Raw genomic sequence first — 11,978 nt, forward strand, 5'->3', positions numbered from 1 at the left:
CATTAACCACGAAATTTTCTTGAATTTGGTGAGGCAGTATGTATGAGACTTGGTTGTGTTCGATTTGGTGGGGCAGTACCTCCAACGGTTTGTCTCCGATGGCGGGGAATATACCGATATCGAACAGGGAATCTCCTTGGGGTGTCCGCTTTCCCCGCTGATGGGGGCGCTGTACCTGAAGCCGCTGGATGACCGGATGGCTGAGTTGGGCTGTTTTTATGTCCGCTATATGGACGATTGGGTCATCTTAGCACCGACGTGCTGGAAGTTGCGGCAGGCTATTAAGGCGGTGAATCAGGTGATGGCGGATTTGCGCGTAGAAAAGCCCCCGGATAAGACGTTTATCGGGCGGATATGGCGGGGATTTGATTTTTTGGGCGATTGGTTTTCACCGTCGGGTTTGGGGGTTGCCCAGAAGATCAGGGGAGTGGTGTGCAGGAGTTGGTTTCCCGGCTTTACGAGCAAGGTGCGTCGGTTGGGTGCATTGGGGAATATTTGGGGCGGTAGTGGCAGTGGGTGAGACGTGGGGTGAATGGTGTTTTGAGAGCGGGTAATCGGGGCATTGCTGTACAACTAGTGACCGGGGAAAAAAATTGCCTAACACCCTCCAGTCTCACGTTTCAGATTGCTGATATTGAGCTAGGGGGGTATGTGTTGCGCTTGCGGGTTGATGGCGTGGATAGTATTCCAGTAGACTTCACGAGTCAGCCCCCCAATTTGCCGCGAATCAAAAAATTCGCTTCTAGTCTAGGGGCTAAGGGTCTGCCAACATTCCAATATAGTCTAGAACACAACAGGGCGTTTTTTTGTAACCTTGCCTTCTGTTTTTTTGTTTCTACTCGTTACTCTGTTTCCATTTCTGTGCTTGATTTTGAAAATTTGGCTATTGCATATTGTTCCCCGTTATGCTCTAATCTGATTTCTGTTCTCGTTCCGGTTTTTATGTGTTCTTTTACTTTTTCTCCCATTCTATCATGTAATCTCTTGTTGATTGCTTCTTTTGAAAGGGCGCTCCCATCGATATTTGAACCTTCGGCTGTGGTATATGGGAAGACATTCTGGTTGTGGTCGTTATGTATGGTAAGAACTAATAGGGTGAATGGTTCTCCATTCATATTCTTTTGTTCCTCTCTCTTCCCTAATTGCTTAATTCCTTCCACACATAAGTCATAAACCGCTTTTTGTTCTGGTGATGTACTTGCTTTATACTCTACTGCTCTACTTGTCCACATTGTGTCGTTAGTTTTGTTGTTCAACACTCCTAGGTGTACTTCCAAGTCTGCTTCTTTATCTGTATCTACTCCTAGGATGCCTGCTGATATCTGAGCGTTCTTGCACCAGGTATTGTCCTTTGCTTTTTTTCCCTCGTATAGATAGGCTTGCGTTTTGTTATACCAATTAGTGGCCCATGCTTTATATCCTTGTGACATTTTTTCTGCAAGAAAGGCTCCTTGCTTATCGTTCTGCTCTAGATCATCTAGGATAAATTTCCGATATTCGATAAGCTGGGGTTCCACCCAGGAGTAGTAGTTGCTAGCTGTATTAAGTGCTATGTCACCCAAGTTCATGTCTTCTTCCGGAGTGCGCTGAATATTCTCTTCTTTTGTTTGCTGCACCACATGGGTCAACTCATGGGCAATCAACTCCTGCCCCCCGCGACTCCCCGGCTCATACGCCCCTTGCCCAAAAAACACATCCTGCCCGGTGGTAAACGCTTTCACCTGAATTGACCTTGCCAACCCATCCGCCTGCGCCCCCGTATGCACACGCACGCCGCTAAAATCTGCACCAAACTCCCGTTCCATTGGCTCTCTTAGAGATGGCGACAATGGCTGACCCCCACCTCGGGCTCGGTTTAATTCGCTTTCCCATTCGCTAGAAACGTCTCCACCTTCGCCGCCTAAAGCCTGAATCGAGATTTTCCGCTGTACCGGATTGGATTCACTGCTCTGGAAATTGACCTGTGGTGCCTGGATTCGATTCACCACTTGACGCGCCACCTGGTCAGCCTCTTGCTCGTACTTATCCCCGGCAGCCCCTATTGTCAGTTTTGCTTGGATAGGAAACCTTGGTGTAGAAGGTGGTTCGGGTGGTTGAATAGAGATTTTTCCCAGCCGATTGTTGCCGGTGCTTGACCGTTGGATTTTCTCAGCTTCTTCCCCAGGATTGTCTTTTGCCACCTGTGTTTGCTCTGCACGTTGCACCGTTAACTGTGGTGTAAAGGGTTCGGGTTGCGCGATCGCAATCCGTGATAGACGATCGCTGCTTTCAGGCGAGCATTGAACATTCTGTAGAGTTGAATTTTCGCCCAACGCTGACTTTTGTTGAGGTGTGGCAAACGGACGTGGGGCAAATTGGCTGTTGGGTTTCTGGAAACTTCCTGCTGTCTTCCTTGAGATAAACTCTTTGGTCATGATTCTATTCCAGGGATTAGTAGTGGTTGGGTCTCAGGGTTGACTCAATATCTAAATATTTTGCCACCCAGAAATATTTGAGATATTCCACTTTTACCTCTTCTTTCTTCGTTTGTCTATTCTTTTTGCTCAAAACTTTCATTAATTATTATTTCGGTTTGTAACAGAATATTGAATATTGTTACGATTTTGTAAAAGTTTCTCTGCAACCGTCGTTTTTTATCTCAGAACTGCCTCTTGTCTTCCTGTTCTCTTCGGGTGCATCGGTGTGGGGGAAGTGCGATCGCTTGCAGGAAGAGGGGGGTCAACTCACCCTTGCATTAATCGTAGAGGAGATGTTAAAGCGTTTTCCGCAACGCTGGAGTGTTTGGACGACGGCGGGACGAGTGCTGGTGGAACACCTGGAGGAAATTGAGCGGAGGTGTCTTGTCTCTGTGGAGGGGACGCAACTTCAACCGATGTTAGCAGATACTTGGTTTCGTCACGGACAAGTGTTGGCACTGGGAGAGAAACACCTGGAGGCAGTGGAGACGTTGGCGCAGGGATGGCAGTTGTTGCTATCAGCGGGGGATTATCTGTTATCTGTATCGGCGGCGGTGTGGTTGGGGGAGAGTTATGGGGTGCTAGAGCGCCAGCATTAGTCCTTCAGACTTTACACGATAAGGAGCGGGTGAATTTAACAGGGTTGGGAATTTCAGTTACGCACAGTTTAGCGCTTTTTTCAAGCCCAGGTACTGAACCTGTCCCCTAGCCGATCGCATCTTTGAACCTCTCATGGCGGCTGACGGGTTACTCGCTGGCAGCGTCGGACAAATCCTGGGCGTGGGTCCAGGTCGCGGGATTGGCCTCCTATTTATTACGATGGAAATTATCGCCATATTGGTAACAGTTTCCATTTACCGCTATCCTCGCTTGTGGTTTATAGAACGCGAATTGCCCGATGTGATTTAGTGAGGGTTCAGAAACCGGGTTTCTCCAATAAATCTTGGCTGTTGTTGCCAAAGTTATCGCAGAAACCCGGTTTCTTTTGCCGCCAGAAACTGGGTTTTTTAAACAAATATAATAAAAAATTACAAAGCTCCCATGCGCTGCTCACAACTGTTCTACTATTCCGAATTTTGATTCTCGCCGATGAGGGAAACAGCCTCCACCACAGGTGCATCCGGCCATAATTTCCGGATTTCCTCATCCTCTGCTAACCCATGACTGCCATAATACCACTCTGGATTTACATTCAGCCGGAGCCTTTGGGGGTGAATCTCCGTGATGTCATTAAATCCCCCTTCATATCCCGCCACCACTACTCGCGTTTCTGGGTCAAACTGCGATAAAATATTAATTAATTCCCTGACATTCATCGGCTGATTAAACCTCTAATTCACTCACCAGGATAATTGTCATTTCTGTTACCCGCCTCAGTTGCCCATCATTGGTTAAAAACGCCTGACAGCCAGCTACCAAAATAGATGCGCGTCACCCCTGCCAAAGCATCTTCAATCTTCATCTTGGCTTTCCAACAGGCGATCGCGATGTTGTTGGGATTCACTCCGAGTGCGCGTCACCCACTCCTGAGCCTCTTCTCCCACCAGTGGATAGGGAGCATTTCCAGCAATATCGAGCCACTTGCGCTGAGGCTTTTTGTGGGTCACAGTCTGGGGTTTTCCCAGTTCCGTTGCATGGCTAATCACCTCCAATTGTTCCTCTGGATTCAGTTGCTCAATTTCCCCTAACACTTGCGCTAATAACGGACTCATACCAAATCCGGTTGGTAAAAGTCGGTTTTTGGTTTTAGCCCGCGCAGGCGGGCTTCGTCCGTATAGCCCCAGGCTTCAGCCTGCGGGTTTTTACAGACCTTTGACAACCGGATTCCGTATCATAACCCGGGAGCATCTCAATTTGGCAAAGAGACCTAACCCCCCAGCCCCCTTCCCTAAGAGGGAAGGGGGAGCAAGACTTGGAAATTCCCCTTTTAGGCAAAATTGAGATGCTCCCCATAACCCCAACCTCCTGAGATTGTCTTAAGTCGTTGCTTCTACAGCAATTCTAAATGAATTGAACAACTGGATCGCTTCCCCTCTCCCAAAACGGGCCACCAACGGTTGGGGGCTAACTACACCTCCGGTCCCCTCCCCTTGGCAAGGGGAGGGTTAGGGTGGGGTTCTGAAGGGTGGCGATCAATCGCCCATTGACTCGCTCATCTCTTCTTCTGCACGAAGAGCGAGGGCAGTTCAAATCCTGAAAAACAAGGCTAGAAAGCACTTGAAAGATTTACACCATTGACGCTATAATAAACCCCATACTTAAGCTAAAAAAGAAGTGATACAATGACTAAAAAAACGCTAGAAATAGAAGGAACGTGGGAAGAAGTTATCGTTCATTCAGCAGAGCTTGCTGGACGACGGGTGCGCGTGACTGTTCTCCCTGAAAAAACTTCGTCCCAATCTCCAGAAAATCCGCCATCTTTTCGTCCGGCTTCCGGTCGTTCTTTGTTAAGACATACAGGAACTTGGGCGGGTGATGACTTGGAAGATTGCCTACAGAAAGTTTACGAGAACCGCACACCTCTGGAGTTTTAGTCTTGTATCTGCTAGACACCAACCACTGTAGTCGCATTATTCAGGGAGATGCTAGGGTAATCAACCGCATCGCCCAGGTGGGAGAATCACAAGTGGCTACCTGCGTCGTTGTTTCGGGAGAACTAATTTATATGGCTTATAATTCCCAACAGAAATCAAAGAATCTGGCGCAGATTAAAACTTTTCTCCAAGATATTCGCCTTTATTTGATTGATGAAGAGACCGCCAATATCTACGGTGAATTTAAAGCAGCAATTTTAGAACATTTTGGGCCGAAAGAAAAAAGTAAGCGAAGAAAAACCCGGATTGAAAATTTGGGGATTGGCGAAAACGATTTGTGGATTGCCGCGATTTCCTTACGCAACAGACTCACTATCGTTTCAGCGGACAGCGATTTTCAACGAATGCAAGCGGTGAAGGCGCTACCCTTAGAATCCTGGAGATCCCCGTAAAACCAGGCGAAGCGATCGCTCCGTTTCCACAATAGAATAGACACCGTTGGGAGAAAGGTCGATCGCCTTTACCCATAACCGATCGCTCCCTGAAGTTTTTCCCGAATACAGTGCTGCATCAAACCGGGTTTTGGCAAGAATTGGGTGCGATCGCACTCTCCTGTATCCCTCTGGCTTATGTTATAGCAGGCCCTCTAGCCGATCGCATCTTTGAACCTCTCATGGCGGCTGACGGTTTACTCGCAGGCAGCATCGGACAAATCCTGGGCGTGGGTCCAGGTCGCGGGATTGGCCTCCTATTTATTACGATGGAAATTATCGCCATATTGGTGACAGTTTCCATTTACCGCTATCCTCGCTTGTGGTTTATAGAACGCGAGTTGCCCGATGTGATTTAGTGATGCTTCAGAAACCGGGTTTCTCCAATAAATCTTGGCTCTTGTGGTCAAAGTTATCGCAGAAACCCGGTTTCTTTTGCCGCCAGAAACCGGGTTTCTGAAACAAATATAAGCGAAAATTCCAAAGCGCCTATGCGTCGATCGCAACTGTTCCACTATTCCGAATTTTGATTCTCGCCCATGAGGGAAACAGCCTCCACCACAGGTGCATCCGGCCATAATTTCCGGATTTCCTCATCCTCTGCTAACCCATGACTGCCATAATACCACTCTGGATTTACATTCAGCCGGAGCCTTTGAGGGTGAATCTCCGTGATGTCATTAAATCCCCCTTCATATCCCGCCACCACGACTCGCGTTTCTGGGTCAAACTGCGATAAAATATTAATTAATTCCCTGACCTTCATCGGCTGATTAAACCTCTAATTCACTCACCAGGATAATTGTCAATTCTGTTACCCGCCTCAGTTGCCCATCATTCGTTAAAAACGCCTCACAGCCAGCTACCAAAATAGATGCGGGTCACCCACTCCTGAGCATCTTCAATCTTTATGTTTGCTTTCCAACAGGCGATCGCGATGTTGTTGGGATTCACTCCGTACCTCATTAACCCAATCTTGAGCATCCCGCCCCTCTAGTAAATTGGGCGCTATCCCCCTAAACTCACTCAGCTTGTGTTTTTTTGGTTTAACCGTTTGCCGCTTCAGTTGCTCCGTTGCATGGCTAATCACCTCCAATTGTTCCTCTCGGTTCAGTTGCTCAATTTCCCGTAACACTTGCGCTAATAACGGACTCATAACCCCAACCTCCTGAGATTTTTCTAACTCGTTACCTATAGTTTAGCAATTGCCACTACCGTTGCATCCATCTGGTTTATAAATTTAGCCAATTCTCTAAATTCAATCCCTCAACTCTCAACAAGTCACTATCATTAGAAACCAGGGTTAAACCTTTAATAATAGCGGTTGCCGCAATCAAAATATCTTCAGTTTGAATGGGTAAACCCCGCACTCTCAGGTTTGCATGAATTTCTGCAGCTTTCTGTAAAATTGCCAAATCATCCAATAAAATAATTGGATAAATTTGACAAATATTATTAAACCTTTGTCGTTGTTGGGGAGAATCCACAGCTAACAACCCTCGCTCTACTTCAAAATAAGTAATACAGCTAATAAATATTTCTCGATTTTGAGAGGTAACCGCCGCAACTCTTGAGAGGATTTTAGGATTGCGCTTAATCATCCCAGAAATAATGTTAGTATCCAATAAATAATCCATCAAGCAGGCTTTATTAACCACCCTGCACCGCTTCATCAAATATGGCCATTTGAGCTGGGCTAAGTTCATCCCCTATTTTTGACAACATTTCTGTGGCCATAATCAAGCTGCACTGTTCTTCGAGCTGCCCATCCGGCATCCTATTAAATTCGGCAACTGGCAAATTTTGCTTAAAAACAATGGTTAAGTATTTAACCATTTCTGAATAGTCAATATCTTCTTTAAAAAATGGATATTCTTCCATTAAATTTGTAACGACTTGCTCAATTCTCTGCTTCATGGATTGAGCAATAATATCGTTTGATAACATCTTGACGACCTCTAACAAAATACAGTGATGGGATTTTCTGGGATTTTACTGGATGACTACTGCTATCCCTGGAATTAACACCAGATTATCCTCTATCTATTATACCATCTGCTGATAACCCTAACCTTCTCCTCAATGACATTAGCCCCTTGCTCCATCAACCCTCTTTCTCGGCTAATCGCTTCATCGGAGAAAGAGGGTTGATGGCCCGTGTGACTCTGGGCCCATTCCCGAAACGCTTTAACCCATTCTTCTGGAGTGGCGGTTTCATAAAAAGGACGCTCTTTTCCTGACCCTGAGTTTTGCTCCTGCTGTGCTTTGAGCTTCTCCTTTAAAAGCGATCGCTCCTCTGGAGAAAGAGATTGAACGACTTGCGCTAAAGATTCCACTAATTTAATATTCATACATTCTCCTGTCATGCCGTGGAATAGAGCAGAAACCGGGCTTTTTTGGCTGCCGCTGCCTAGAATATGGAGAGCGATCGCCGCAATTTTAGCCCCTCACTTCAGAGCGATCGCATCTCCATCGGATGCACTGCCGTTACTTCTGCATACCGGGCAAAATCCTTGATATTAAAAGTCAGAATATGAGTCAATCCATGCACTAACATTGCTGCCACCAACCTCGCATCATGGACATTAACTCCCCTCACCCCATAACTCAGCACCAACCGTTCCCACTCAGAATAAATAGCTAACGTATCCGGTAACAGCAAAAAAAGCCCTTTTAACCGATTGACTTCGGCAGCGGCTTCCCCTGGGGTATGCCCTAACCCATTTTTGTCCGCAGGGCGGGTGTAAACATTCCAAAACTCAATTAAATTTTGGGGAATGATACAAACATCTTCCCCTCGATCAAGCAGAATATTTGTCGCTGTTACCGCATCGGCGTGCATGGAATGGGTAGGGTCCGCACTCCGCAACAGAATATTAGTATCAATCAAAAATGACATTAACCCCTTTCTCCGTAAATGCTTTCTCGGCTAATGGCTTCATCGGATAAATAGGGCTGATTGCGCGGGTGACTCTGGGCCCACTCCCGAAACGCTTTGGCCCTTTCTGCTGGAGTGGCGGTTTCATAAAACGCTTTGGCCCTTTCATAAACGGTTTCATACAAAGGACGCTCTTTTCCCTCGGCTGAGGTTTGGTCCTGGTGTGCTTTGAGCTTCTCCTCCAAGAGCGATCGCTCCTCTGGGGAAAGTGATTGAACCACTTGGGCTAACGATTCCACTAATTTAATGTTCATAACTTCTCCTGTGGCTTAGAAACCCGGTTTCTTATATAGCAACCCTAAATCATTTTGGCAATGGACGATGGCGGCCCCCAACCGTTGGCAGCCCAGAACGGGAGAGGGGAGAAGAAAGATGACAAAATGATTTAGACTGGCTATATAAATCTTAGCTAATACAAAATCCGGTTGATCAAAATAGGTTTTCGGAATTAGCCGGCGCAGGCACCGCGAACGTCCGCGTTTTTCCCCAGGCTTTCTACGCGGAACGCTCCGCGAACAGCCTGCGGGTTTTTACAGACCTTTGACAATTGGATGGAGTATTACTGCGAGTTCTGTTTCTCCCGCATTTCTCCCCCTGCCAACGCTTCCCCAAACAAAGAAAAGAAGACCCGATCGCTCGCGCCTTCTTTTCTAAATTTATTCTGATTTAAGACAGCAACTTAACGGGATAATTCAACTCTAAGCGGCCAAATGTTGCTCAACAATTTGAACTAAATTTTCCGTCCAATAATTCGCCAGGTCCGCTGTTGCTGCTTCCACCATCACCCGAATCAAGGGTTCCGTACCCGAAGCGCGCACTAAAATCCGACCCCGATCGCCCATTGCTGCTGTTGCACGGTCGATCGCAATTTGCACAGGTTCGCAACTCTCCCAATCCATGCGGCGATCGCGGTCTTCTACTCGCACATTTCGTAACAATTGCGGATAAGTCTGGAAACTCTCATCCACCATCTGCGCCAGGGAACCGCCATTTTGTCTAACCACCGTTGCCAGATGAATCGCCGTCATCACCCCATCTCCCGTTACCCCATAGTGGCGACAGAGGATATGACCGGATTGTTCACCGCCTAACATGGACCCGGTACGCAGCATTTCTGCATGAACGTGCTGATCGCCGACGGGAGTTCGCAGGAGTTTACCCCCCAATTTTTCCCAGGCCCGTTCAAAGCCTAAATTCGACATCACCGTAGCCACAATCGTTGAATCCGGGAGTTGACCGGACTGTTCTAGGGTCTGTCCCCACAAATATAGAATATAATCTCCATCAATCGGGCGGCCTCTATCATCTACCCCTAAGACGCGATCGGCATCGCCATCAAAGGCAAACCCCATATCCGCATTGTAAGCCTTGACCGAGGATTGCAGGACATCCAGATGGGTGGAACCGCAGCCGACATTAATCCGATCGCCATCGGGGCGATCGTGCAAGCAGATAATTTCAGCCCCCAATGCCTGAAACACTTCCGGGGCCAACATCGCCGCTGCACCCCAGGCCAAATCTAAAACAATCCGCATTCCCTGTAATGGCAATTCCTCAGTCCCATTACCATAAATCAACGGCAGTTGCAACGCTTTCGCATAATCCGCCACTAACTCCGGTCTATAATACTGATGTCCCCAGGCCCCTGTCAAACCGGCCAAGTCCATCTGCCCTCGGATCCCGGCTTCAATCTGCTTTTGCACCGCGCCGAGTAGCTTCGTCCCATCGGATCCAAAAAACTTAATTCCATTATCCCCTGGGGGATTGTGACTCGCCGAAATCATCACCCCACCAATGGCCTCAGAAACGCTCGTCAAGTAGGCCACGCAGGGGGTCGGACATAATCCTAAATTCCAAACCTCTAACCCTGCCGAGGTCAGCCCCGCAGAGAGGGCCATTGCTAACATATCGCTCGAATTGCGAGAATCTTGTCCTAAAACAATCGGACCCGTTGTTCCACTTTGGGCTTTCAGGACCTGACCGGCCCAAAATCCGACCTGCAAGGCGAGGGGTGCATTCAGAAAATCTCCCACTCGTCCGCGAATTCCATCGGTCCCAAATAAAGGAGTATTCGGCAGATAAATTCCCGTTTCTACCAGGGAAAGGCGATTAATGACTTCTTTACCCCCACTGGGTTTGGGGTTTTGTACCGATTTAGACCCATTCACCCCGGCGAGGGTTAAGGATGAGCCGTTTGATCCAGAGCCTTGCGTCCAGGCTGGAGTTGTTACCATAATTTTATTCACTCCACACACACCAAAATAATAGATTCACTGTGGAGAATAGCATTTCCACAGAAATATCCTACTAAATCAAGAGTAAAAAGCTGAAATCCGGAGTTCAGCCGGTTCAGCGTCTCAAGATAGAAGGATCAGGGATGAATTTTCAGGATTTTTTTCATCCTTGAGCGTTCATCTTTCAAAGATAGTCAAAGATAGTCTTTTAAAATTTCTCCTGTGGAGATTCCGGTTTTAGACCAACTAAATTGACTGGCACGGGCTAGACCCAGTTCCCGGAGGCGCGATCGCGTGGTGGCACCCAGGGCCACCGTCAGCATGGCACTGGCAATTTCGCGAATATTGTAGGGATCGACTAAGATTCCCGCATCCCCAGTCACTTCCGGCAGAGAAGACCGATTGGAGGTAATCACCGGGGTCCCACAGGCCATTGCTTCTAAGGCAGGCAACCCAAATCCCTCCCACAAAGAAGGAAAAACCAGGGCGATCGCCTGATTCATTAACACGGGCAATTTTTCGTAGGGGACATATTCCAGAAATTTCACTCGGTCACCTAATCCCAACTCTTTGACCTGTTCTTGAAGGGCGGGACTATAGCGCGGGTCAGCAGAACCCGCTAACCACAATTCATAGTCTGAACCCTGGGCTATATTCGCAAAGGCTGCGATTAATCGATGCAGATTTTTATAGGGGTCACAGCGACCCACATAGAGAAAATAATTACTAACAGGTAAGTTTAAAAATTTAAAGTTATCCGCATCATATCCCAAGGGAATCGGGGTAATTTTATCTACGGATATTTTACAAAAATTACTAATATCCCGGGCAGTAGAAAGCGAATTACAAACAATATGAGTCGCTTGCTGCAACACCAGGGGAATATAATAGCGATGATAATAGGTTAAGGGAGAGCGCTTGTTGGGAAAGCGCAGGGGAATAAAATCATGAACCATCACCACAGACCGACAGACCGAAAACAAGGGGGCTTCCGGTACTGGGGAGAACAGCAGTTGCGATCGCAGAGTTTGATAAATTTTCGGCAGATGTTTCTGGGTCCACCACAACCGCTTCAGATGACCTTTCTTGCCATAATCTGGGGTTAAATCTTCTGGAACTAAATAACAATTATAAGGCGCTAATTCCCGCCCAATTAATAAAGTCGGTTCCAGAGGGTTCAGATAAGGAACAATTTGGTTAGCATAAGTGGTAATCCCCGTAGGTTTGGGAATCAAAAAAGACAGATTAATGGACAGGGAAGTCAAGAGCGTGCACCTCGGATTTTTTGCGTGACGTCCAACTACAGGTCAAGAGCGAACACGATT

Annotated in this window: 18 protein-coding genes; 6 read left to right on the plus strand and 12 right to left on the minus strand. The window is 47.3% G+C overall.

All coding sequences use genetic code 11. The features are described from left to right. Window positions 1–55 precede the first annotated feature (55 nt). Window positions 56–520: a reverse transcriptase domain-containing protein gene (locus NG833_RS04165; protein WP_254564074.1), complete on the plus strand. Its 465-nt coding sequence runs from the start codon at window positions 56–58 to the stop codon at window positions 518–520. Between the two features lie 322 nt (window positions 521–842). On the opposite strand, the gene NG833_RS04170 is transcribed toward NG833_RS04165, so the two are convergent. Then, window positions 843–2,414: a DUF4157 domain-containing protein gene (locus NG833_RS04170; protein WP_254564075.1), complete on the minus strand. Its 1,572-nt coding sequence runs from the start codon at window positions 2,412–2,414 to the stop codon at window positions 843–845. Window positions 2,415–2,680: 266 nt separating this feature from the next. Here NG833_RS04170 and NG833_RS04175 point away from each other — a divergent pair, with 266 nt between their 5' ends. Together NG833_RS04175 and NG833_RS04180 are read left to right on the plus strand one after the other, a co-directional pair. Continuing rightward, window positions 2,681–3,055 carry a hypothetical protein gene (locus NG833_RS04175; protein WP_254564076.1) on the plus strand — a complete coding sequence of 125 codons (375 nt, stop codon included), beginning with the start codon at window positions 2,681–2,683 and terminating at the stop codon, window positions 3,053–3,055. A gap of 133 nt (window positions 3,056–3,188) precedes the next feature. After that, on the plus strand, window positions 3,189–3,365 hold the full coding sequence (locus NG833_RS04180) for a hypothetical protein (protein ID WP_254564077.1): 177 nt from the start codon (window positions 3,189–3,191) through the stop codon (window positions 3,363–3,365). 155 nt (window positions 3,366–3,520) lie between these two features. Here NG833_RS04180 and NG833_RS04185 read toward each other — a convergent pair whose 3' ends face one another. Together NG833_RS04185 and NG833_RS04190 are read right to left on the minus strand one after the other, a co-directional pair. Further along, window positions 3,521–3,772, minus strand: a complete 252-nt coding sequence (locus NG833_RS04185) for a hypothetical protein (RefSeq protein WP_254564078.1) — start codon at window positions 3,770–3,772, stop codon at window positions 3,521–3,523. Between the two features lie 135 nt (window positions 3,773–3,907). Then, entirely contained in the window at window positions 3,908–4,168 is a 261-nt protein-coding gene (locus NG833_RS04190; protein WP_254564079.1) for a hypothetical protein, read from the minus strand. 570 nt (window positions 4,169–4,738) lie between these two features. On the opposite strand from NG833_RS04190, the gene NG833_RS04195 reads away from it, so the two are divergent. The 3 genes from NG833_RS04195 to NG833_RS04205 all read left to right on the plus strand — a co-directional run bounded on the left by NG833_RS04195 (window position 4,739) and on the right by NG833_RS04205 (window position 5,840). Then, a complete protein-coding gene (locus NG833_RS04195; RefSeq protein ID WP_254564080.1) occupies window positions 4,739–4,990 on the plus strand; it encodes a hypothetical protein in 252 nt (83 codons plus the stop codon). 2 nt (window positions 4,991–4,992) lie between these two features. Then, window positions 4,993–5,442 (plus strand): type II toxin-antitoxin system VapC family toxin, encoded by a 450-nt coding sequence (locus NG833_RS04200; protein ID WP_254564081.1) that lies wholly within the window; start codon window positions 4,993–4,995, stop codon window positions 5,440–5,442. Window positions 5,443–5,552: 110 nt separating this feature from the next. After that, on the plus strand, window positions 5,553–5,840 hold the full coding sequence (locus tag NG833_RS04205) for a hypothetical protein (protein ID WP_254564082.1): 288 nt from the start codon (window positions 5,553–5,555) through the stop codon (window positions 5,838–5,840). 155 nt (window positions 5,841–5,995) lie between these two features. On the opposite strand, the gene NG833_RS04210 is transcribed toward NG833_RS04205, so the two are convergent. The 9 genes from NG833_RS04210 to NG833_RS04250 form a co-directional block, all read right to left on the minus strand. Further along, window positions 5,996–6,247, minus strand: coding sequence for a hypothetical protein (locus tag NG833_RS04210; protein WP_254564083.1), 252 nt, complete (start codon window positions 6,245–6,247; stop codon window positions 5,996–5,998). A gap of 135 nt (window positions 6,248–6,382) precedes the next feature. Further along, complete coding sequence (locus NG833_RS04215; RefSeq protein ID WP_254564084.1) at window positions 6,383–6,637, minus strand: hypothetical protein; 255 nt, start codon at window positions 6,635–6,637, stop codon at window positions 6,383–6,385. 76 nt (window positions 6,638–6,713) lie between these two features. Next, complete coding sequence (locus NG833_RS04220) at window positions 6,714–7,118, minus strand: type II toxin-antitoxin system VapC family toxin (protein WP_254564085.1); 405 nt, start codon at window positions 7,116–7,118, stop codon at window positions 6,714–6,716. Window positions 7,119–7,131: 13 nt separating this feature from the next. Continuing rightward, on the minus strand, window positions 7,132–7,428 hold the full coding sequence (locus NG833_RS04225) for a hypothetical protein (RefSeq protein ID WP_254564086.1): 297 nt from the start codon (window positions 7,426–7,428) through the stop codon (window positions 7,132–7,134). A 92-nt stretch (window positions 7,429–7,520) separates the two neighbouring features. Further along, window positions 7,521–7,832, minus strand: coding sequence for a hypothetical protein (locus NG833_RS04230; RefSeq protein ID WP_254564087.1), 312 nt, complete (start codon window positions 7,830–7,832; stop codon window positions 7,521–7,523). Window positions 7,833–7,933: 101 nt separating this feature from the next. Continuing rightward, window positions 7,934–8,380, minus strand: coding sequence for a type II toxin-antitoxin system VapC family toxin (locus NG833_RS04235; protein WP_254564088.1), 447 nt, complete (start codon window positions 8,378–8,380; stop codon window positions 7,934–7,936). Beyond that, on the minus strand, window positions 8,380–8,673 hold the full coding sequence (locus NG833_RS04240; protein ID WP_254564089.1) for a hypothetical protein: 294 nt from the start codon (window positions 8,671–8,673) through the stop codon (window positions 8,380–8,382). Before NG833_RS04240 ends, NG833_RS04235 begins: the two co-directional genes overlap by 1 nt. Before the next feature lie 444 nt (window positions 8,674–9,117). Then, window positions 9,118–10,653 carry a phosphoglucosamine mutase gene (gene glmM, locus NG833_RS04245; RefSeq protein WP_254564090.1) on the minus strand — a complete coding sequence of 512 codons (1,536 nt, stop codon included), beginning with the start codon at window positions 10,651–10,653 and terminating at the stop codon, window positions 9,118–9,120. A 194-nt stretch (window positions 10,654–10,847) separates the two neighbouring features. Continuing rightward, window positions 10,848–11,918, minus strand: coding sequence for a glycosyltransferase family 1 protein (locus NG833_RS04250; protein ID WP_254564091.1), 1,071 nt, complete (start codon window positions 11,916–11,918; stop codon window positions 10,848–10,850). Between the last annotated feature and the right edge of the window lie 60 nt (window positions 11,919–11,978).

The organism is Oscillatoria sp. HE19RPO (genome assembly GCF_024220515.1).
GTDB lineage: Bacteria > Cyanobacteriota > Cyanobacteriia > Cyanobacteriales > Laspinemataceae > Laspinema.

Coding starts and splice junctions, on each gene's coding strand:
- NG833_RS04170 (WP_254564075.1), bottom strand. CDS start 2,414: ATGACCAAAGAGTTTATCTCAAGGAAGACAGCAGGAAGTTTCCAGAAA.
- NG833_RS04180 (WP_254564077.1), top strand. CDS start 3,189: ATGGCGGCTGACGGGTTACTCGCTGGCAGCGTCGGACAAATCCTGGGC.
- NG833_RS04185 (WP_254564078.1), bottom strand. CDS start 3,772: ATGAATGTCAGGGAATTAATTAATATTTTATCGCAGTTTGACCCAGAA.
- NG833_RS04190 (WP_254564079.1), bottom strand. CDS start 4,168: ATGAGTCCGTTATTAGCGCAAGTGTTAGGGGAAATTGAGCAACTGAAT.
- NG833_RS04195 (WP_254564080.1), top strand. CDS start 4,739: ATGACTAAAAAAACGCTAGAAATAGAAGGAACGTGGGAAGAAGTTATC.
- NG833_RS04210 (WP_254564083.1), bottom strand. CDS start 6,247: ATGAAGGTCAGGGAATTAATTAATATTTTATCGCAGTTTGACCCAGAA.
- NG833_RS04215 (WP_254564084.1), bottom strand. CDS start 6,637: ATGAGTCCGTTATTAGCGCAAGTGTTACGGGAAATTGAGCAACTGAAC.
- NG833_RS04220 (WP_254564085.1), bottom strand. CDS start 7,118: ATGGATTATTTATTGGATACTAACATTATTTCTGGGATGATTAAGCGC.
- NG833_RS04225 (WP_254564086.1), bottom strand. CDS start 7,428: ATGTTATCAAACGATATTATTGCTCAATCCATGAAGCAGAGAATTGAG.
- NG833_RS04230 (WP_254564087.1), bottom strand. CDS start 7,832: ATGAATATTAAATTAGTGGAATCTTTAGCGCAAGTCGTTCAATCTCTT.
- NG833_RS04235 (WP_254564088.1), bottom strand. CDS start 8,380: ATGTCATTTTTGATTGATACTAATATTCTGTTGCGGAGTGCGGACCCT.
- NG833_RS04240 (WP_254564089.1), bottom strand. CDS start 8,673: ATGAACATTAAATTAGTGGAATCGTTAGCCCAAGTGGTTCAATCACTT.
- glmM (WP_254564090.1), bottom strand. CDS start 10,653: ATGGTAACAACTCCAGCCTGGACGCAAGGCTCTGGATCAAACGGCTCA.